The sequence below is a fragment of the Vibrio sp. 1562 genome (assembly GCF_033340155.1).
GTDB classification, from domain to species: domain Bacteria; phylum Pseudomonadota; class Gammaproteobacteria; order Enterobacterales; family Vibrionaceae; genus Vibrio; species Vibrio alginolyticus.
The window spans coordinates 60,403-82,071 of sequence record NZ_JAWOVY010000010.1; the positions used below are offsets into that span (position 1 = coordinate 60,403).

The window sequence follows — 21,669 nt, forward strand, 5'->3', positions numbered from 1 at the left end:
GTCCTTAGCTCAGCTGGATAGAGTACCTGGCTACGAACCAGGCGGTCGGAGGTTCGAATCCTCCAGGACGCGCCACTCATTGAAACAGCCTCGCAATTGCGAGGCTTTTTTGTATCTAGACATCTGAAATATGGCGTAGGATCACTAGAGCCTATGTTCCTCTTTTTTAAAAGCGAATATGTGCGTATCTAAGCAATTTGCTATCAAGCTTCTGTCGCATCGTGTGAAATCATCCTGATTATCCCTCCTATACACTGACTTCCATTTTTCATTTCAATTACTCTTATGTAGTTACTTTGTTTGTTATTTGTTTATTAATTGTTAGTTTTATTCATCTTTTTGTTTTTGTTGGTTTTTACTGCGTGAGTACCGATTTGATTTTGAAATCTAAATCGCAGTTTTTATTTATGTCCTCCTTTACTCTGTTCATAAGGTGGTAGCGATTTGAAGTGATTATTTTGTCATGAACTGTGATCTGGGTAGTGAATAAATAATCATTTATCAGGATTACTACAAACCTTCCTTAAACAAAATTGACAAAATTTAACCAATCGAGATAATCCATGGGTCGGGATTTGACACTATTAAAGTCCTGCACGTTGTCAGGATGACAAAGAAAGGAAGCAACATGACTAATATAGGAAGCCTGCTAGTAGATGCGGCCACCCTGATGCTAACGGGGATGGCGGTCGTATTTATTTTCCTCACTATTCTTGTTTATCTCGTTCGGTTAATGTCGAAATTGGTACCAGAAGAAGTACCAGAGCCGATCGCAGCACCAAAAACAAACACTAATATTCAATCAACCTCTTCAGCTGTTAGTCCACAAGTAGTGGCGGCGATCTCGGCTGCGATTCATAAACATCGCGCCTCATTCGCGAAGTAGCCGAACTAGGATTAAAAAGGAGTTTAAGAGCATGTCTAAACCACTAGCTATTACTGATGTGGTCCTTCGTGATGCCCATCAATCACTATTTGCTACGCGTATGCGTATTGAGGATATGCTGCCTATCGCAGCTGAGTTGGATAAGGTTGGTTACTGGTCTCTAGAGACTTGGGGTGGTGCAACATTTGATTCTTGTATTCGATTCTTAGGGGAAGACCCTTGGGAGCGTTTACGTGAACTAAAAAAAGCGATGCCTAATACACCAATGCAAATGCTACTGCGTGGTCAAAACCTTTTAGGATACCGCCATTATGCCGACGACGTAGTAGAGAAGTTTGTTGAACGCGCGCATGCTAACGGCATGGATGTATTCCGTATTTTTGATGCAATGAATGACGTGCGAAACTTCCAGAAAGCCGTTAAAGCAACGGTTGATGTTGGTGCGCATGCTCAAGGTACGTTGTCTTACACTACGAGCCCAGTGCATAACGCAGACACTTGGGTTGACTTGGCAAAACGCCTAGAGGATTTAGGTTGTCATTCGCTGTGTATTAAAGATATGTCTGGCTTACTTAAGCCTTATGAAGCGGAAGAGCTTATCACGCGTATCAAAGCGTCTTGTGATGTGCCATTGGCACTTCATTGTCATGCAACAACGGGGCTGTCTACAGCAACAGCGGTAAAAGCAGTAGAAGCCGGTATTGATATTCTCGATACTGCGATTTCTTCAATGAGTTGTACTTACGGTCATACACCGACTGAAACGGTAGTCGCTATGCTAGAAGGCACCGAGCGAGATACCAATTTGAAACTCGAGCAACTGGAACCTATCGCCGCATATTTCCGTGAGGTACGTAAGAAGTATGCGAAGTGGGAAGGCCAGTTAAAAGGAGTCGATTCACGCATCCTGATTGCTCAAGTGCCTGGTGGTATGTTGACCAATATGGAAGGCCAGTTGAAAGAGCAGGGCGCTGCGGATCGCATTGATGAAGTATTAGAAGAGATCCCTCGTGTACGTGAAGATCTTGGTTTCATTCCATTGGTGACTCCAACTTCACAGATCGTCGGTACGCAAGCGGTGATTAACGTTCTTACTGGCGAGCGCTATAAGAGTATTACCAAGGAAACCGCTGGCCTATTGAAAGGTGAGTACGGTCAAGCGCCAGCGGAGTTAAATGCAGAACTGCAAGCGAAAGTGCTTGATGGTAAAGAGCCAATTACCTGTCGTCCTGCCGATTTACTTGAGCCTGAAATGGAGACGCTTACGGTTGATCTGATGGAGAAAGCGAAATCAGAAGGCATTAAGCTAGCAAGTGAGCGTGTTGATGACGTACTCACTTATGCACTTTTCCCTCAAGTTGGACTTAAGTTCCTTAAGAATCGTGAAAACCCAGAAGCATTTGAGCCAGCACCAACGCTAGAAGCTGCGAAGCCTGCTGTACCTGTAGCTCAACCAGCAACTGGTGGTGTAGAAACTTATAGTGTACGTGTTGACGGACAGGTGTATGAGGTGGAAGTTGGCCCTCAAGGTGAACTGACATCTGTTGCTCCTTCTAATGCACCGGCAAAATCGGCTACACCTAGCACACCTTCTAATGCTTCAGCTGAAGCGGTGCCTGCTCCTCTTGCAGGTAACATCTTCAAAGTGAATGTTCAGCCTGGTGCTGAGGTAGCTGAAGGCGATGTATTGCTCATCCTTGAAGCGATGAAAATGGAAACTGAAGTACGAGCGGCGCGTGGTGGTGTGGTTCAAGAGCTGAACGTTAAAGAAGGCGATGCTGTCACAGTAGGTGCGCCTCTGTTGAGCCTGGCGTAAGGGAGTATCATGGACGGATTGTTAACCCTTTGGGCAGAAACAGGGATCGCTAACTTCGAGTTCGGCCAAATCTGTATGATGCTGGTTGGTTGTACTTTGCTGTTTTTGGCAATTAAAAAAGGATTTGAACCTTTACTGTTATTGCCGATTGGTTTCGGTGCTATTTTGGCGAATATTCCAAATGCTGGCTTTACTGAGCCTGGTGGCTTGCTCTACTACGTTTACTACATTGGGATTGAATCGGGTGTGTTCCCGCTATTGATCTTCATGGGTGTGGGCGCGATGACTGACTTTGGTGCTTTGATCGCAAACCCAAAAACGTTGTGGTTAGGTGCGGCTGCGCAGTTTGGTATTTTTGCAACACTGTTTGGCGCTATTTTGCTCAACTATGTACCTGGCATGGAGTTCTCCATGGCAGATGCTTCGTCTATCGCGATCATCGGTGGTGCTGATGGGCCAACAGCGATTTTCTTAGCGAGTAAGCTCTCTCCAGATCTGCTAGGTGCGATTGCAGTCGCGGCATACAGCTATATGGCATTGGTGCCGATCATCCAGCCACCAATCATGAAAGCACTGACAACCAAGGAAGAGCGTCAAATCAAGATGGCTCAGCTTCGTCATGTTGGTAAATGGGAGAAAGTCATCTTCCCGCTTGCTGTATTACTGATGACGATTCTGTTCTTACCTTCAGCTACGCCATTGGTTGGTATGTTCTGTTTGGGTAACTTGATGCGTGAAGCTGGTGTGGTCGATCGTTTATCGAAAACTGCTCAAAATGAATTGATCAACATAGTGACTATCTTTTTAGGTCTTGGTGTTGGTTCTAAGCTGCAAGCTGAGCAGTTCTTGAACCTAGAAACGTTAGGTATCTTGGGGTTAGGCGCAATTGCATTTAGTATCGGTACTGGTGCGGGCGTCCTGATGGCGAAACTGCTTAACAAGTTCTCGAAAGAAGACATCAACCCACTTATTGGTGCGGCTGGCGTTTCTGCGGTACCAATGGCCGCGCGAGTCGTAAACAAAGTTGGTTTACAAGCTAACCCGCAAAACTTTTTGTTAATGCATGCGATGGGACCAAACGTTGCTGGTGTGCTGGGTTCAGCCGTTGCGGCTGGTATATTGTTAGCACTTGTTGGTTAGACATTATTGAAAATGGAATGATCAACCAATTTACAAAATCACGATTAACTTAGGTTAACAAAATGGTTTATAGTCAAAGGGATGCTTTCGCATCCCTTTTTGTTTTCTTGCAGGGAATGGTTTATGGAACACAAACAGATCGTTACCACTGAGTTTGGTGATGCCAACGTACTCGCGATTCAACATGCTTCTACACCATCACCACAGCCTGGTGAAGTCTTAGTAAAAGTCGCTTTTTCAGGCGTAAATCCTATTGATGTCAAAACTCGAGCTGGGCTCGGTTGGGCAGCAGCGCAGAATAAGGATAATTTACCTTGGGTGCCAGGTTACGACATCTCAGGAAAAGTGATGTCTTGTGGAGAGGGGGCATCACGTTTTAATGAAGGTGATGAGGTGGCTGGATTTATTGGTTTCCCAGTTCGAGGCGGTGGTTACAGCCAATACATATGTGTTCCAGAAACAGAGTTAAGTCATGTTCCTAGCTCTGTCACTTTGGAGGCAGCTGCTGCATTACCGCTGGCGGGACAAACTGCGGCACAAGCTCTCAGTAAGGCTAATGTGACTGAAAACGATCGCGTACTTATCCTTGCTGGAGCCGGTGGTGTTGGACACCTCGCGGTACAAATTGCGATCGCGACGAAAGCGGAAGTCTTTACAACCTGCAGTGAACGAAATCTAGACTACCTTGCGACGCTCGGTGCTCATGCAGTGAACTATCAATTTGCACCAGTGTCAGAACGTGTTGAAGATGTTGATGTTTTGATTGATTTAGTAGGCGGAGATGCTGCGTTAGATGCGCTTAAATGCCTGAAAGACAATGCGAGAGTCATCACCGTTCCAACCATAACTGCTGAGCTGATTTGTGAAAAAGCCAAACTCCTAGGCTTTGAGGCTAGTGGCATGTTGGTTGAACCAGACCCTGCGCAGTTAGATACCTTGTTGTACATGGTCGGCGTTGGCTTACTGAAGACTGAAATTCAACAGGTTTATCCTATGAGTGATGTCATTGGTGCTCACCAGCAGGTCGAATCAGGAAGAACCAGAGGCAAGGTGTTGCTTGATATGACATGCTAGAAGCATTTAACACGAGTTTTGAAAGTTTAGCGCTTTGGTTTTCAGATTCAGCATTATGGGTGCTTTTCATGACCGGTTTTCTCAGTGCCACGTTGTTGCCTGGTGGTTCTGAGGCGGGCTTAGTTGCCACTCTCTCATTAAATCAATACTCCGTTTCTTCAATTGTTATGGTCGCTACTATCGGTAATACGCTTGGTGGCTTAACAAATTATTGGCTTGGCTTGTGGATTCCCAACAAAGCACAAGACGAAAAGCACGGTCATACCGCATTAAAGTGGCTCTCTAAGTATGGCTATTGGGGATTATTTTTTAGCTGGTTACCTGTAATAGGAGACCCGCTGTGTTTAGCCGCAGGGTGGCTAAGAATGAAGTTTCTGCCTTGCGTGATTTTAATATTTTTAGGAAAGGCTGCTAGGTATAGCTTACTTGCGGCCATCTATCTCGGATTATTTTAAGGAAAGTACATGAAGATGTTTTGGGTTGGCGCGTGTTCACTGTTGGTGATCACGGGCTGTGCATCAAATACGCCAGTTTCATCACTGCCGAAAGGGGTAACTTTCGTTGAGTCATCGAAAGCTGAAGAAGGAAAAGTTAAGATTCCATACCAAAAGTATAAACTCGATAATGGTTTAACGGTGATCTTAGCTCCTGAAGATTCTGACCCATTGGTCCATGTGGATGTGACTTACCATGTTGGTTCAGCTCGTGAAGAAGTGGGTAAGTCTGGTTTTGCGCATTTCTTTGAGCACATGATGTTCCAAGGTTCAGAGAACGTTGGTGACCAAGAGCACTTCAGGATCATCACAGAGGCTGGCGGCACGTTAAATGGTACAACAAACCGCGATCGTACTAACTACTTTGAAACTGTCCCTGCTAACCAGCTCGAGAAAATGCTGTGGTTAGAGTCTGACCGTATGGGCTTTTTGTTGGATGCGGTTTCTCAACGCAAATTTGAAATTCAGCGTTCTACTGTAAAAAATGAGCGAGCTCAGCGTTACGATAATCGCCCTTATGGCTTAATTTGGGAGCGCATGTCCGAAGCGCTATATCCTGAAGGTCATCCGTATTCGTGGCAAACCATTGGTTATGTTGAAGATCTTGATCGTGTTGATGTGAACGATCTCAAAGCGTTTTTCTTGCGTTGGTATGGCCCAAACAATGCGACTATCACGATCGGTGGTGACTTAGACGTTGAACAAACTCTAGAGTGGGTAAATAAGTACTTCGGTTCGATTCCTCGTGGTCCTGAGGTTGAAAATGCGCCGAAACAACCTGCAAAACTGCAAGAAGACAAATACATCACTCTAGAAGATCGTATTCAACAACCTATGGTGATGATCGCGTGGCCAACAACCTACAACGGCGAAGAAAGCCAAGCGTCTCTCGATACATTATCAGAAGTATTGGGTGGCGGTACCAACAGCGTGCTCTATCAAGACCTAGTGAAGACTCAAAAAGCGGTCGATGCTGGTTCATTCCATGACTGTGCTGAACTGGCGTGTAACTTTTTCGTTTACGCAATGGGTGATTCTGGAGACAAAGGCGACCTATCAAAACTGTACGACGAGCTTTTACAATCACTAAATCAGTTTGCGGAAAAAGGCGTGACAGAGGATCGCCTTGAGCAGTTGAAGGGTAAAGCGGAAGCGGATGCTATTTTTGCGCTAGAAAGCGTTAAAGGTAAAGTGACTCAGTTGGCTTCCAACGAGACATTTTTCGGCGATCCTGATCGTCTTGAGCAACAGCTTGAACAAATCCGTGCAGTTACGCCGACTTCGGTAGAAAAAGCGTATACGGACTTTATCCAAGGTAAGAACAAAGTGACCCTAAGCGTGGTCCCAAAAGGAAAAACAGACCTTGTCGTAAAACCTGCGACCTTTGTGACACCAAAGCGTACGCTGCCAGAATATGAGAAGATTTCCGATGACCAATTGGCGTATCGTCGTGCGACCGATAACTTCGATCGCTCAGTGCAACCGCCAGTAGGAGAACCAGTGAAAGCGACGATGCCAGAGCTGTACGAGTTACATTTCAAGAATGGCTCAGAGCTGCTTGGTGCAGTTAGCGATGAAACGCCGACGGTGATGATGCAATTTAGTCTACCTGCAGGGACACGTTTTGTTGAAAAGGGTAAAGAAGGTCTTGCCCAATTGACCGCTGCGATGTTGCAAGAAGGTACAACGAAACGCAGTGTCGAAGAGATTCAAGCTGAGCTTGATAAACTGGGTAGTGTTATCTCTGTTAATGCCACAGGTTATACAACAAACATCAGTGTTTCTGCTCTAGAAAAGAACTTAGAGCCGACGTTAAAAATTGTCGAAGAGATGTTGTTGTCTCCTGCATTTAATCAAGATGATTTCGAGCGTGTAAAAATGCAAGCGCTAGAAGGCCTGGTATATGAGCACCAAAATCCAAGTTGGATGGCGTCACAAGCGAGTCGCCAGGTGCTCTATGGGGATTCGGTTTTTGCTCGACCAAAAGACGGCACGCAAGCAGGTGTCAGTGCATTAACGTTGGATGATGTCCGTGAATTCTACTCGAAGCATTACACGCCACAAAGTGCGCAAATCGTCGTTGTTGGTGACATTGATCAACAGGAAATTGAGCAGCAACTGACGTTCTGGAAAAACTGGCAAGATGAAGCTGCGCCATTGTATGCACCGCAAAGCATTGCTGCATTAGGTGAGCAAAAGATCCATCTTGTTGATAAACCAGGAGCGCCGCAAAGTGTGGTCATGATGGTTCGTCAAGGTATGCCTTACGACGCAACGGGCGATTTTTACCTAAGCCAACTGGCAAACTTCAACTTAGCTGGGAACTTCAATAGCCGCATTAACCAAAATCTACGTGAAGACAAGGGTTACACATACGGTGCTTACGGATATTTCTCTGGTAATCCAGAAACAGGCTCGGTGGTTTTCACCGCGCAAGTACGAGCGGATGCAACGGTTGCTTCGATCATTGAGATGGAAAATGAGCTAAATGAATACTCGCAGTCAGGTATTACTGATGAAGAGATGAAATTTATGCGTCAAGCGGTCGGTCAAAAAGATGCACTGAAATATGAAACGCCAACACAAAAAGCGGAGCTCATCAGTGATATTCTTAAGTACAACCTCGATCATGATTACTTGCAGCAAAGAAACGCTATCGTAGAAAAAGTCGATAAGCAGACGTTGAATGCGCTGGCTCAGAAATGGTTTGATCCAAATGACTATCAAATTATCGTCGTTGGTGATGCTAAATCGTTGCGTCCTCAATTAGAAAAGTTGGGGAAAGACGTAGAAGAGCTTGAAATCATTCGATAGAGTACACATTTAATAGCGGAGAAACGTTTCTCCGCTATTCATCTAGATAAGCAACTTTTCGTGGGTTATTTATCTAGATGCATTAACTATCAATAACTTAGCTTACACTTGTGTTATGTAACAAGTGTCCTGCTCCCAATATAAGCGAACCTCATTTTGACTGATTTTGCTGCGCGACTAAAAAAAGTTGCATCAAACCCCGAAGTATTTAAGCAGTTTGGACGCGGTGTTGAGCGAGAAACTTTGCGCTATCGTCAGGATGGACATCTAGCTACAACTCCTCATCCTGAAGGGTTAGGCTCTGCGTTCACAAATCAATGGATCACAACGGATTTTTCGGAATCATTGTTAGAGTTCATTACGCCTGTGTCACATGAAATTCCAGAACTGATGGCACAGCTGAAAGATATCCATCATTTCACTCAAACCAAAATGGGTGAAGAGAAAATGTGGCCACTATCAATGCCTTGCTACGTAGGCTCAGAGGATGATATTCAGTTAGCCCAGTATGGCTCTTCGAATGCAGCGAAAATGAAAACGCTGTACCGAGAAGGCCTAAAGCGTCGCTATGGCAGCCTGATGCAAATTATTTCAGGTGTCCATTTTAACTTCTCGTTTCCTGAAACATTTTGGGATGCGCTCTATGGCGAGCAAGATGAACAAGCCCGCCAAGATGCTAAGTCTGATGCGTACTTTGCGTTGATCCGTAATTACTACCGCTTTGGCTGGATGATTCCCTACTTCTTTGGTGCATCACCAGCGTTATGTGGCTCTTTTATTCAAGGTCGTGAAACCGATCTGCCATTCGAGAAGATTGGCGGGACATTATATTTGCCGAAGTCGACGTCTTTGCGTTTGAGCGATCTTGGCTATACCAATAGTGCTCAAAGTGTGCTGAAAATTGGTTTTAACAGCATTGACCAATACCTCGATGGTTTGAGTGATGCGATTCGCCACCCATCAGAAGAGTTTGCGAAAATTGGGGTAAAAGTGGATGGTGAATACCGCCAGCTTAATTCCAATATCTTACAAATTGAGAATGAACTGTACGCTCCGATTCGTCCAAAACGTGTATCGAAAAGTGGTGAGAAGCCTTCAGATGCGTTACGACGCGGTGGTGTCGAATACATTGAAGTTCGTTCTCTAGATGTTAACCCATTCAGCGCAGTGGGCTTAAATGAAGAGCAAGTACGATTCTTGGATCTCTTCCTTACCTGGGCGGCCTTGTCAGACTCAGACCCTATGGATAACTGTGAATTAGAGTGTTGGCGCGATAACTGGAATAAAGTCATTGTTTCAGGCCGTGAAAAAGGTCTAATGCTGCAAATTGGTTGCCAAGGTGAGCGTCTATCTCTACAAGATTGGGCACACCGAGTTTTCGTCGAGTTACGTCAAATAGCACAGCAAATGGATATGACCGCTGGTGGCAGTGCATACCAAGATGTGTGTAATCAACTCGAGACATGGATTGATAACCCAGAACTAACGATCTCTGGTCAACTATTAGAGCTAACGAAAGAGCTGGGTGGGCTAGGTAAAGTCGGTTGTACTCTTGGTATGAAGTACCGTGATGAAAACCTAGCTCACGGTTATCAGTACTATTCACAAGATACGATGGAAACGGAAGTTGCGTCGTCCGTGGAAAAACAAAAGCAAGCAGAGCAGAGTGACATGCTTTCTTTTGATGATTTTTTGGAAGATTACTTTGCTTACCTGAAGCAGTAATGACTAACTAAGGATTGGTGGGGTTGAACATTAAGTCGTTAGTAGTAGCGGTACTTGGAAGTGTGTTACTTGCAGGTTGTGCTACGGCACCGCCAAAGCAGCAGAATAACTTATGCGAGATATTCCGAGAGAAATCCGGTTGGTACGATGATGCCAAAGATATGGAAGATGAATGGGGGACCCCTATTCATGTCGCTATGGCCATCATTAAACAAGAAAGCAGCTTTCGGCACGATGCAAAACCACCTAAAGATTATTTGCTAGGGTTTATTCCTTGGGGACGAGTCAGCAGTGCGTATGGTTACGCTCAAGCTCAAGACCCTGCTTGGGAAGACTTCCAAGATGCCACAGGTCAGGGTGGCTCTCGTACCAACTTCGATGATTCTATGATGTTTGTCGGTTGGTATACTCATGAAACACGGCGTCAGCTAGGGATTTCATTATGGGATCCCTATAACCAGTATCTGGCTTATCATGAAGGGCGAGGTGGGTATAAGCGAGGTACTTATAATCGAAAGCCTAGTTTAATCAAAGTCGCTCGACGTGTTGAACAAACAGCGAAAACTTATGGCTGGCAGCTGAAGCAATGTCGTCAGGAATTAGAAGACAACAGCAGCTGGTTCTTTTAGCCCACAGTCAGTTCATGTGCTGTAGGGATGAATGACATTTATCCATTACCGAAAGGTACTGGAGTTACAATCAGGAGAGATGTAATGCCTTTACTCGATAGTTTTACCGTGGACCACACTCGTATGAATGCACCCGCTGTACGAGTGGCGAAAACCATGCAGACCCCAAAAGGGGATACGATTACTGTTTTCGACTTACGCTTTACTGCGCCAAACAAAGACATTCTTTCTGAAAAAGGTATTCACACCCTAGAGCACCTTTATGCAGGCTTTATGCGTAATCACCTAAACGGTGATTCTGTTGAGATCATCGATATTTCGCCTATGGGTTGCCGCACAGGTTTTTACATGAGCCTGATTGGCACACCATCAGAGCAGCAAGTCGCAGATGCTTGGATTGCAGCAATGGAAGATGTGCTGAAGGTAGAAAGTCAGAATAAGATCCCTGAACTTAACGAATACCAATGCGGCACGGCAGCAATGCACTCTTTAAAAGAAGCACAACAGATCGCAAAGAACATTTTGGATGCTGGTGTTTCGGTGAACAAAAATGATGAACTTGCTTTGCCTGAGTCGATGTTAAAAGAGTTGCGCATCGACTAGGTGCTCATTAAGAAGCATATTGCCCCAATAAGTAAAAAAGCCTGACATGAGTCAGGCTTTTCTTTTGGTTATTTGGATGTCGATTTTTTCTTCTTCGGATAAACACGAACGAGCTTGATGCGGTTTTCTTCAATCTCAACAAGCTCCATTGGATGACCAGCCACTCTCACGCTTAAATGGCTCTCTGGAATATCTTCCAGGTGCTCCAAAATAAGGCCGTTTAACGTTCTTGGGCCATCCGTTGGTAAATCCCATTTCAGGCCTTTGTTAATATCTCGAATATTGGTGCTGCCTTCAATAAGGAAGCTTCCGTCACCTTGAGGACTGATCTCATCAGAGAGGCTTGGAGAAATTGACGTCGTGAACTCACCAATGATCTCTTCCAGAATATCTTCAAGAGTAATTAGACCGATGATATCACCGTACTCATCCACGATCAGACCGATACGTTGCTTGTTACGTTGGAATTTTAACATTTGCACGTTCAGTGGTGTGCCTTCTGGGATGTAATAGACCTCATCAGCAGCACGTAATAGCGTTTCTTTGTTGAATTCGTTCTTTTCCAACATCAGACGATAAGCTTCACGCAAGCGCAGCATGCCAACCACTTCATCAATTTGGTCACGATAGAAAACTATGCGTCCATGTGGTGAGTGTGTTAGCTGGCGAACAATGGATTTCCAGTCGTCGTTAATATCAATACCGGTAATTTCATTGCGTGGGACCATAATGTCGTTCACGGTGACGTGCTCAAGATCTAAAATAGACACTAGCATGTCTTGGTGTCGGCGAGGGATCAAACCGCCAGCTTCATTTACCACCGTACGCAGCTCATCGGAGCTAAGATGATCTTCTGCTGAGTGATCCGCTCTTACACCAAGTAAGCGGATAAAGCCATTCGTAATAAAGTTAACAAGCATCACTAAAGGCGACAGTAACTTCATCAGTATGGTCAATAATATACTGCTCGCGTAGGACACACGTTCAGGGTAAAGCGCTGCAATTGTTTTAGGGGTAACCTCGGCAAAAACCAATACAACCATAGTTAGTGCACCGGTTGCGATAGCGACACCTAAATCACCATACAAACGCATACCAATAATGGTCGCGATAGCAGACGCGAGAATATTAACGAGGTTGTTGCCGATAAGAATAAGACCAATCAAACGATCTGGACGGTCTAATAGTCTTTCGACTCGCTTAGCACCCTTATGCCCGTTTTTGGCTAAGTGTTTTAAGCGATAACGATTCAGAGACATCATCCCTGTTTCTGAACCGGAAAAGTAACCTGATATGACGATAAGACACGCGAGTAGCGCAAACAAGATACCCGTAGAGATGTCGTCCAAAACGTTGCTGTTCCTTGTAAGTATTGGGTTATATAACGGTTGAGTAAGTCCGTTAAGTCAAAGAGTTAAGGCGTACTGTATTTTATCTAGCCTAAAATATAAAGGATAGGAGCCCTAGAGCTCCTTAATTCAAGATGATTTCTTTTACAAAGCGACTGCCAAAATATGCCAGAGTCAACAGTGTTGCTCCTGCAACAGCGAACCATGTGACTTTTCTACCACGCCAGCCTTTTTGATAGTGACCCCAAAGTAGTATTGAGTACACCACCCAAGCGATGAAAGAAAGAATGCCCTTATGTGCCTTACCTTGGGCAAACATATCCTGCACAAAGACAAAGCCAGTAATGAGCGTGGCAGTTAACAATAAGTTACCGATCAAAATAATTTTGAAGAGTTGACGCTCCACCATTAATAGAGGCGGCAGGTTTGGGTTAATCGCCAAAGATTTTTTTGCTTTCAGTTTGTGATCCAGCCAAGCCAACTGAAGCGCATAGAGTGCCCCGATAGTTAAAGTCGCGTATGAGAAGAGCGCAAATGAAATATGAATGAGTAGCTTAGGGTCATTCTCTAGGTGCTTTATAAACGTGCTTGGCAAAAATGTGGCAGCAGATAAATTGATGGTAGCAAAGCTATAAACGACAGGCAATAAAAACCACAGTCGGTTTTTCAACATAGCAAGGCTCATGACCAGAGAAATAATAAAACTGATCAAAGAAGCCACGTTGAGAATACTCAGGTTTTGACCTGAACCATCAAAAATCAGATCACTCAAAATCCACGCATGAAAAACAAGCGCACAGGCAGCACTAGCAAACACTGTTTTTGCTTTGATTCCTGACTGTTGTGAGAGTCCGGGTATGATGGTCGCAATCGCCAAGACATAAAGTATGGCGGCCGCGATGGCTATTAAGCTATCCATGAATCCTAAATATTATTGTGCACGATGGAGAAATTATACCTTGCATTACACTTTGGGGCTACGTTATATCCGACATCAATCGTGAGAGATGAGATATTGAAATTAATAAGTTACCGCACCATATATAAATAGAGACAAGAATAGGACAGCGGTACGGGTATGACTCAGACCTTGGCTAATGTATACTCACACTAATTAATCGCCATTTTAGCGAAGAGACAAAGATGTTTGAGAATTTAACGGATCGATTATCCAAAACGCTGAAAAATATCAGTGGCAAAGGTCGTCTGACCGAAGACAACATTAAAGAAACCCTACGTGAAGTCCGAATGGCTCTACTTGAAGCTGACGTTGCGCTTCCGGTCGTTCGTGAATTTGTGAACCGCGTTAAAGAAAAAGCGGTGGGCGTAGAAGTTTCTAAATCTCTGACTCCAGGTCAGGAATTTATCAAGATCGTTCAAACAGAACTTGAAGCCGTAATGGGTGAGTCGAATGAGGCGCTAAACCTTGCCGCTCAACCACCTGCTGTGCTTCTTATGGCAGGTCTACAAGGTGCGGGTAAAACCACATCGGTAGGTAAGTTATCTAAGCTTCTAAAAGAACGTGACAAGAAGAAAGTTTTGGTTGTGTCTGCCGACGTTTACCGTCCTGCGGCAATCAAGCAGCTTGAAACACTGGCATCAGACATCGGTGTTGACTTCTTCCCATCATCACCAGACCAAAAGCCTATTGATATCGCCAATGCAGCGATTGACCATGCGAAGAAAAAATTCTACGACGTACTTATTGTCGATACCGCAGGTCGTTTGGCAATTGATGAAGAGATGATGGGGGAGATCAAAGATCTTCACGCAGCTATCAACCCAGTAGAAACGCTATTTGTTGTTGACGCCATGACGGGTCAAGACGCAGCAAATACAGCAAAAGCCTTTGGCGATGCGCTACCTCTTACCGGTGTAGTTCTAACTAAGGTTGATGGTGATGCTCGTGGTGGTGCGGCACTTTCAGTACGCCATGTCACGGGCAAACCAATCAAATTCTTGGGTGTCGGTGAAAAAACTGACGCGCTAGAACCGTTCCACCCAGATCGTGTTGCTTCACGTATTCTTGGCATGGGTGACGTTCTGTCTTTGATTGAAGACCTACAACGCAACGTTGACCAAGAAAAGGCAGAAAAGTTAGCGAAGAAGTTCAAAGAGAAGAAAGGTTTCGACCTTGAAGATTTCCGTGAACAGCTAGGCCAGATGCAAAACATGGGCGGCATGATGGGGATGATGGATAAGCTTCCAGGAATGTCCCAGCTACCAGACAATGTAAAAGACAAAGTCGATGACAAGATGTTCAAACAGATGGAAGCGATCATCAGCTCCATGACAATGAAAGAACGTCAACGCCCAGAAATTATCAAGGGCTCGCGCAAGAAGCGTATCGCGGCTGGTTCTGGTGTGCAGGTTCAAGATGTAAACCGCTTACTAAAACAGTTCACCCAAATGCAGAAAATGATGAAAAAGATGCAAAAAGGTGGCATGAAAGGCATGATGCGCAACATGCAAGGCATGATGGGCGGCATGGGTGGTGGCGGTGGCTTCAACCCATTTGGTCGTTAATTAATCGATCACGCATAGATTCAGGGTGTTAGGTACGTCACAAACTTTAAATTCAATTTATGTTGGTGAAAAAGTAACTAAACTCCTTGCATTGCTCCGGGAGAAGAGTAAAATTCCGGAGCTTTATTTTGGCACGAGACCCCAAACTGTTTAATTTCTTGAATGGTTTTTGGGGTTAATTTTATTTTTGAGAAAGCAAAGAGGACGACATGGTAACCATTCGTTTGGCACGTCACGGCGCTAAAAAGCGTCCATTTTATCAAATCGTAGTAGCGGACAGCCGCAACGCTGCAACTGGCCGTTTCATCGAGAAAGTTGGTTTCTTCAACCCAACTGCTAAAGGTCAAGAAGAAGGTCTACGTCTAGACCTAGACCGCGTTAACCACTGGGTTGGTCAAGGCGCGTCAGTATCTGACCGTGTTGCTAAGCTAGTTAAAGACGCTCAAAAAGCGGCTTAATTTTTTACTTGAAAAGTAGAAACTAGTTTATGTCGATGAAAGGTAAAGAAACAATGAGCAACGAAAAGATTGTTGTAGGCAAGTTTGGTGCTACTTACGGCATTCGTGGTTGGCTTAAGGTTTTTTCCTACACAGACAATGCTGAAAGCATTTTCGATTACAGCCCTTGGTACATTAACCAAAAGGGCAAGTGGGTTGAGTACAAAGTAGAAAGCTGGAAGCGCCATAACAAAGGTATGGTGGCTAAGCTGGAAGGCATGGATGTTCGTGAAGACGCGCATCTAATGACGAACTTTGAAATTGCTATTGACCCTGCGGTACTTCCTGAATTGTCAGAAGATGAGTTCTACTGGCGCGAATTGTTTGGGATGCAAGTTGTAACTACTAAAGGTTACGATCTAGGTGTCGTTACTGACATGCTAGAAACTGGCTCAAACGATGTTCTGGTTGTTAAAGCAAATCTTAAAGATGCTTTCGGGCAGAAGGAACGATTAATCCCGTTCCTTGAAGAGCAAGTGATCATTAATGTTGATCGCGAAGCTCAACGGATCGAAGTTGACTGGGATCCTGGATTCTAATCTCCAAAATTACAGAGCGAGATAAACATGTGGGTTGGCGTTATTAGCCTTTTTCCAGAAATGTTCCGTTCTGTTACTGATTTTGGAGTAACAGGTCAAGCGGTTAAAAAAGGTCTTTTGTCGATTGAGACTTGGAATCCTAGAGATTTCACTCACGACAAACATCGCACAGTCGATGACCGACCTTACGGTGGTGGCCCTGGTATGTTAATGATGGTTCAGCCTTTGCGCGATGCCATTCATACCGCGAAAGCAACATCACCGGGCAAGACGAAAGTCATCTACCTTTCTCCTCAAGGTCGCAAGCTCGACCAGAAAGGAGTGGAAGAACTGGCAACGAATGAGAACTTGCTTCTGATTTGTGGTCGTTATGAAGGGGTAGATGAGCGCATCATTCAATCTGAAGTCGACGAAGAATGGTCGATTGGTGATTTTGTGATGACGGGTGGTGAGATACCAGCCATGACGTTAATCGACTCTGTCTCTCGGTTTGTTCCGGGTGTACTAGGGGATTTCGCGTCAGCAGAAGAAGACTCTTTTGCAAATGGCTTGTTAGATTGCCCTCACTATACGCGTCCAGAAGTATTGGATGACAAAGAGGTACCAGCTGTACTGATGTCAGGCAATCACAAGGACATTCGTCAATGGCGACTCAAGCAGTCGTTGGGCCGTACTTGGCTAAGAAGACCAGAGCTCCTGGAAAACCTAGCTCTGACTGACGAACAGGAACAATTACTTGCTGAGTTTGTTAATGAGCATAAAGCCATTAAAGAACATAACGCAAAGTAACCTAATTTATTTAGTATCAGTTTATTCTAGGAATTTAAAAAATGAGTAACATCATCAAAGCTCTTGAAGAAGAGCAAATGAAATCAGACCTACCTAAATTTGCACCAGGTGACACTGTTGTAGTTCAAGTTAAGGTAAAAGAAGGTGACCGTGAGCGTCTACAGGCTTTCGAAGGCGTTGTAATCGCAATCCGTAACCGTGGTCTACACTCTGCTTTCACTGTACGTAAGATCTCTAACGGTGAAGGTGTTGAGCGTACGTTCCAAACACACTCTCCAATCGTTGATAGCATCGAAGTTAAACGCCGTGGTGCAGTACGTCGTGCCAAGTTGTACTACCTACGTGAGCGTTCTGGTAAGTCTGCTCGTATCAAAGAGAAACTTGCTAAGAAGTAATGCTATAACTAGCGTTCTCATCTTAAACGGAGTCCTTTTAGGGCTCCGTTTTTTTATTTGTGTAATTAGCTTGCTCGTTTCTTTTCGCCCGACCTGCACTGTCGATGCTCATGCACTGACGTACACTCCACGCCTCTGTCTTGTTGTGAATAGACTCCTGATGTCGCTATGGCTCCTCGGAATGACAGGAAATGATGGTCAAAGATTACAGAGTACCGTGGTTAAAATTCGTCATTCTGGACAGCGACGAAGGAGCGTGATTCAGAATCTACTAGTCTAGCATGCAATTGTTTACGTTGTTAGCTTCATCCTTGCTATGCGTAGATTCCTGATGCCGCTATGGCTCCTCGGAATGACAGGAAATGATGGTCAAAGATTATAGAGTACCGTGGTTAAAATTCGTCATTCTGGACAGCGACGAAGGAGCGTGATTCAGGTTCCCCAAGAAGGAACCTAGGGTATTCCTTTACCCTAGGTCTCAATTTAATACTGGTCTTCAGACCAGCCATCACTATCGGACATATCGGGTGCGCCTGGGATGGTGTTTTCTTCATCTGCCCATTCACCAAAATCAATCATTTGGCATTGTTTACTGCAGAAAGGGCGATGAGGACTTTGTTCTCCCCATTCTACGTCGGCGCCACATTGTGGACATTGAACGATGGTAACTTTAGACATAGTTGAGCGTCCCATTACTAATTGGTGTTAAAGGGTAGTATACCTAAACGAATTAAAGATGGCTTATTCAACGCGCTATTGCTGCTACGAAATTTTATCAAATATAAGCGCAATAAAGCGTTGAATTTTAGATTATGGAGGCGAGGCTGAGTGTCGTCTTAGCTGCACACAGCAAGTTCAAATTCAATATCTTGTGTGCACGCTTGACCGTTTTCAAACGACATGAACTTGATCGCAAAGCGGTTTTTATGGCCTGAAATCATAGGATACACGCCATATTCCATTGGGATGTGAAGTCTTAGAATGTTGGCTTCATCAGCGTCACTTTGGAAGAAACCTGCACGACCGATTTGAGCTTTGAAATGTCCGGTCTCTCTAGTGAGCTTTAACCATAACGAAAGCGCATCAGATAAGGGCTTTAAGCTTGCTTGCCACTGTTGTGCATCACGCTTTTTACGTTCAATAGGTAGATGAAGCCAGTAGTGTAATGCTGGCAGATCAAAACAGCATGAACCACCCGGTAGATTAAAGCGTTGACGGATAGAGCTTAGGAAGCGATCTTCTTTTAGTGCTTGACCAAAACGTTCTGCACCCATTAGTTGGCTATGAACGACATCTATCTCTTGTAGTAGGGTATTTAATGCGTCTTGATCGACGCCATCAACATTTAGCCAATGGCGGTACGACAGCCGTTGCTTCTCAAGATCTTTAGCCAGTTCACTTTTCAGTTGGATTTGTTCGAAGATCTCAACCATATCGAATAACGCACGGAAAAACAGTTGATACTGATGATTTTCGCTAAACCCAGAGGCCAAGTGAGCCTGACGCAGCAGAGACTCCACTCTTAGATAAATACGAGTTTTCTCATTTAACGGATGTTCAAATTTGTGCGTGGTCATCGACATAAGCCTTTGTGAGTTTCGTTCCTATTTTCGCAGATTTTTCTTACACATGGCTAGGTACTTTTCGTGCAAATCTGTGATTTGAAGCAAAAGATCAGGGTCACTTGGATTATTCTTAACCACATCGTCTGCAAGCGCGAACCTTTGCTCTCTTGATGCTTGAGAGGCAAGGATGGCGCGAACTTGATCTTCACTCACATTGTCTCGTTTCATCGTGCGAGATATCTGTGTATTCGGTTCTACATCGACGACAAGAACGCGATCACATAAACTATCTAGCTTGTTTTCTACGAGCAACGGCACCACAAGTAACGCATACTCTGAAGTGACTTGCTGCAAATCTTCGATCATCTTTTCACGAATTATCGGGTGCAACAGTGCGTTGAGCCATGCTTTTTCATCTGAATTCGAAAAGATTTTCTCTCTCAGCTTTGCGCGATCTAAAGTTTGGTCTTCACGAACGATATCGTGACCAAAGTGTTCAATAATCGCGTTTAGGCCGGGAGTACCTGGTGCGACAACTTCTCTTGCTACAATGTCGGCATCAACGATATCGATTTTAAATTGTTGTTTGAACAGATTCGCGACGGTTGTTTTTCCACTAGCGATACCACCTGTTAAACCAATAACCAAAGCCATTTACACTCCTAGAACTGAAGTAAAGTACCAGTTTAAAATCTGCTCGCCCCAAATTAAGCTTATCCAACCAGCAATTGCTAAGTAAGGACCGAAAGGGAAAGCTTTTTCAATTCCCTGCTTTTGCAAGCGTAGTTGAATGATGCCAAATACGATGCCAACCACAGAAGAAAGTAGAATGATCATCGGCAGTGACTGCCAACCTAGCCAAGCCCCTAGTGCTGCTAGTAGTTTAAAATCACCATATCCCATTCCTTCTTTACCAGTAAGTAGCTTAAAGCCCCAGTAAACGGACCAGAGACATAGGTAACCAGCAATAGCACCAATGACAGAATCCTGTAGAGTAACAGGACTTATTTCGACTAATGCTAAGGCAATGCCAGCCCAAGTTAATGGTAATGTTAATTGGTCAGGTAACAACATCGTATCTAGATCGATAAATGTTGCGGCGATTAAGATAAAAGTGAAAAAGAGTAGGGCAACGGTAAAGTAACTAAAACCAAAGTGGTAAGCGACAAAGCCTGAGCAGAACGCAGTGAGCAGTTCAATCAGTGGATAGCGTGCGCTAATGGCTGTCTGACAGTTGTGGCATTTGCCTTTTAAAAGCAGCCAGCTAATCACAGGGATGTTGTCTCGAATACGTATCGGCGTTGCGCACTTCTGACAGGAGGAGCGTGGGACGCTCAAGGTCAGCACTTCTTTAGGAGGTTCTATTTTGTATTCAGGAAATGACTCGGCACATTCGCGTCGCCATTCTAGTTCCATGATTTTAGGTAGTCGATAAATAACCACATTGAGGAAGCTACCCACGATCAGACCGAAGATGGTGGCAAACACAACGAATAGCCAAGGGTAGTACTGGAATACTTCCATATTTGTCTCTTGAGCGATGAGTGAAATCAGCAAGATGCTGTTTTAAAGGAGTTAACAGCTCATTCTAGCCCAATACACTCATTAAGTTAAAGATTGGCAAGTACATTGCTGTCACTAATCCGCCAACAACGATGCCTAAAAAAACGATAATTAGCGGCTCTAGAATTTTACTAAGGTTGTCGACGGTGTTATCGACTTCAAACTCGTAGATCGTTGCAACTTTATTGAGCATATCGTCAAGTCGACCAGACTCTTCACCGATCATGACCATTTGTAACACTAATTCAGGGAACACATTACAGTTACGCATGGCAACATACATTGGCATACCTGCGGCGGTATCACGGTAAACTTCTTCTATGGCGAGTTGATAGTGTAAGTTTCCTGAGGTTTTTGATGTGGTTTTTAAACTGGTTAGAATTGGAATGCCCGCTGTAAAGCTCGTGGCGAGTGTTCGACTAAATTTGGCGATAGCGGCTTTTGATAATACGGGCCCGAGGACAGGAAATTTAAGCACAGAGCGATTGAGCATTAAGCGAAAAGAATCTGAACGCTTAGAGAGGATTCTCGCCGAGATGAATAAACTCATGGAGCCTAGTGCGATAAACGGACTCCAGTTTTGTGTCCAGGCGGAAAGATCTAATACTTGCCTGGTAAACCAAGGTAAATCAGCACCAAAACCAACAAACATTTTTTCAAACTCGGGAATGACTTTGGTGAGCATGATAAACGACACACCTAACGCGACTAGCACTACCATAGCTGGGTAAATCAGTGCTTTGATCACTTTCGCACGGAGTTGTTCATTTTTTTCTCGGTAGGTGGCTAAGCGCTCGAACACTTCTGCTAAGTTACCGGATTGCTCACCTGTGGCGATAAGATCGGTATAGAGTGGGTCAAAGTGTTCACTTGCAGTGCGCATGGCTTTTGACATGGGCGTCCCCGCTTCAACGGCGCGTGTCACGCTCATCAAAATGGATTTCATCTCTGCTTTTTTGTGATTCTCTGATACCAATTTTAAAGCCTGAACCAAGGGCACACCGGTTATCAACATCGTCGAAATTTGGCGGGTAAACACCGTGATGTCTCTGCCTTTTACGCGATGGCTGAGTTTAGTGAGAAACGAAATACTGCTTTTCTTTAACTTCTTGATCTTGATGTGCTGTGCGTCTAGATGCTCGCGTACTTCAATTTCTGTCATCGCGAGGGTTTGTCCAGACGTCTTTTTGCCAGAACTGTTGATGCCTTTCCAGCGGAAGTTTTTAAGTTGTGGTGTAGTGCTTTTCATGGATGTGACTGCTGAT

Annotated in this window: 21 protein-coding genes; 14 read left to right on the forward strand and 7 right to left on the reverse strand. The window is 44.5% G+C overall.

The genetic code is table 11. From position 1 onward, the window contains the following. The first annotated feature begins 628 nt into the window (after nt 1–628). The 9 genes from R7Z49_RS12580 (at nt 629) to luxS (ending at nt 11,181) form a co-directional block, all read left to right on the forward strand. A complete protein-coding gene (locus R7Z49_RS12580) occupies nt 629–886 on the forward strand; it encodes an oxaloacetate decarboxylase subunit gamma (protein WP_005379932.1) in 258 nt (85 codons plus the stop codon). A 31-nt stretch (nt 887–917) separates the two neighbouring features. Further along, entirely contained in the window at nt 918–2,702 is a 1,785-nt protein-coding gene (oadA, locus tag R7Z49_RS12585) for a sodium-extruding oxaloacetate decarboxylase subunit alpha (RefSeq protein WP_053306769.1), read from the forward strand. 9 nt (nt 2,703–2,711) lie between these two features. Next, complete coding sequence (locus R7Z49_RS12590; protein ID WP_064368765.1) at nt 2,712–3,842, forward strand: sodium ion-translocating decarboxylase subunit beta; 1,131 nt, start codon at nt 2,712–2,714, stop codon at nt 3,840–3,842. Between the two features lie 123 nt (nt 3,843–3,965). After that, a complete protein-coding gene (locus tag R7Z49_RS12595) occupies nt 3,966–4,916 on the forward strand; it encodes an NADP-dependent oxidoreductase (protein ID WP_064368764.1) in 951 nt (316 codons plus the stop codon). Further along, nucleotides 4,910–5,371 carry a YqaA family protein gene (locus R7Z49_RS12600; protein ID WP_318111703.1) on the forward strand — a complete coding sequence of 154 codons (462 nt, stop codon included), beginning with the start codon at nt 4,910–4,912 and terminating at the stop codon, nt 5,369–5,371. The genes R7Z49_RS12595 and R7Z49_RS12600 overlap by 7 nt, the downstream gene beginning before the upstream one ends. Nucleotides 5,372–5,380: 9 nt before the next feature. Beyond that, nucleotides 5,381–8,224 (forward strand): M16 family metallopeptidase, encoded by a 2,844-nt coding sequence (locus tag R7Z49_RS12605; RefSeq protein ID WP_064368763.1) that lies wholly within the window; start codon nt 5,381–5,383, stop codon nt 8,222–8,224. A gap of 156 nt (nt 8,225–8,380) precedes the next feature. Further along, entirely contained in the window at nt 8,381–9,949 is a 1,569-nt protein-coding gene (gshA, locus tag R7Z49_RS12610) for a glutamate--cysteine ligase (protein ID WP_064368762.1), read from the forward strand. Between the two features lie 23 nt (nt 9,950–9,972). Then, complete coding sequence (locus R7Z49_RS12615; RefSeq protein WP_171343190.1) at nt 9,973–10,578, forward strand: hypothetical protein; 606 nt, start codon at nt 9,973–9,975, stop codon at nt 10,576–10,578. A gap of 84 nt (nt 10,579–10,662) precedes the next feature. Continuing rightward, nucleotides 10,663–11,181: an S-ribosylhomocysteine lyase gene (luxS, locus tag R7Z49_RS12620; protein WP_017820391.1), complete on the forward strand. Its 519-nt coding sequence runs from the start codon at nt 10,663–10,665 to the stop codon at nt 11,179–11,181. A 68-nt stretch (nt 11,182–11,249) separates the two neighbouring features. Here luxS and R7Z49_RS12625 read toward each other — a convergent pair whose 3' ends face one another. Both R7Z49_RS12625 and R7Z49_RS12630 read right to left on the reverse strand, forming a co-directional pair. Beyond that, entirely contained in the window at nt 11,250–12,530 is a 1,281-nt protein-coding gene (locus tag R7Z49_RS12625; protein ID WP_005379948.1) for an HlyC/CorC family transporter, read from the reverse strand. A 124-nt stretch (nt 12,531–12,654) separates the two neighbouring features. Then, nucleotides 12,655–13,449 carry an inner membrane protein YpjD gene (locus R7Z49_RS12630; RefSeq protein ID WP_318111704.1) on the reverse strand — a complete coding sequence of 265 codons (795 nt, stop codon included), beginning with the start codon at nt 13,447–13,449 and terminating at the stop codon, nt 12,655–12,657. A gap of 224 nt (nt 13,450–13,673) precedes the next feature. On the opposite strand from R7Z49_RS12630, the gene ffh reads away from it, so the two are divergent. From ffh to rplS, 5 genes are all read left to right on the forward strand, one after another. Beyond that, the gene (ffh, locus tag R7Z49_RS12635) at nt 13,674–15,056 is read left to right on the forward strand and encodes a signal recognition particle protein (RefSeq protein WP_005385423.1); all 1,383 of its coding nucleotides are present in this window, start codon (nt 13,674–13,676) and stop codon (nt 15,054–15,056) included. 209 nt (nt 15,057–15,265) lie between these two features. After that, nucleotides 15,266–15,514 (forward strand): 30S ribosomal protein S16, encoded by a 249-nt coding sequence (rpsP, locus tag R7Z49_RS12640; protein ID WP_005379962.1) that lies wholly within the window; start codon nt 15,266–15,268, stop codon nt 15,512–15,514. 29 nt (nt 15,515–15,543) lie between these two features. Continuing rightward, nucleotides 15,544–16,092, forward strand: a complete 549-nt coding sequence (rimM, locus tag R7Z49_RS12645; RefSeq protein WP_005379964.1) for a ribosome maturation factor RimM — start codon at nt 15,544–15,546, stop codon at nt 16,090–16,092. 27 nt (nt 16,093–16,119) lie between these two features. Beyond that, nucleotides 16,120–16,881, forward strand: coding sequence for a tRNA (guanosine(37)-N1)-methyltransferase TrmD (gene trmD / locus R7Z49_RS12650; protein ID WP_064354293.1), 762 nt, complete (start codon nt 16,120–16,122; stop codon nt 16,879–16,881). Nucleotides 16,882–16,922: 41 nt separating this feature from the next. Continuing rightward, nucleotides 16,923–17,276, forward strand: a complete 354-nt coding sequence (rplS, locus tag R7Z49_RS12655; protein WP_005379971.1) for a 50S ribosomal protein L19 — start codon at nt 16,923–16,925, stop codon at nt 17,274–17,276. A gap of 483 nt (nt 17,277–17,759) precedes the next feature. Here rplS and yacG read toward each other — a convergent pair whose 3' ends face one another. From yacG to R7Z49_RS12680, 5 genes are all read right to left on the reverse strand, one after another. Beyond that, nucleotides 17,760–17,954, reverse strand: a complete 195-nt coding sequence (gene yacG / locus R7Z49_RS12660; protein WP_017635922.1) for a DNA gyrase inhibitor YacG — start codon at nt 17,952–17,954, stop codon at nt 17,760–17,762. 158 nt (nt 17,955–18,112) lie between these two features. Next, complete coding sequence (gene zapD / locus R7Z49_RS12665; RefSeq protein WP_005373086.1) at nt 18,113–18,853, reverse strand: cell division protein ZapD; 741 nt, start codon at nt 18,851–18,853, stop codon at nt 18,113–18,115. Between the two features lie 27 nt (nt 18,854–18,880). Next, a complete protein-coding gene (gene coaE, locus R7Z49_RS12670; RefSeq protein WP_064354292.1) occupies nt 18,881–19,495 on the reverse strand; it encodes a dephospho-CoA kinase in 615 nt (204 codons plus the stop codon). Continuing rightward, nucleotides 19,496–20,365, reverse strand: a complete 870-nt coding sequence (locus R7Z49_RS12675) for a prepilin peptidase (RefSeq protein ID WP_064354291.1) — start codon at nt 20,363–20,365, stop codon at nt 19,496–19,498. Nucleotides 20,366–20,429: 64 nt separating this feature from the next. Continuing rightward, a complete protein-coding gene (locus R7Z49_RS12680) occupies nt 20,430–21,653 on the reverse strand; it encodes a type II secretion system F family protein (RefSeq protein WP_064368761.1) in 1,224 nt (407 codons plus the stop codon). Between the last annotated feature and the right edge of the window lie 16 nt (nt 21,654–21,669).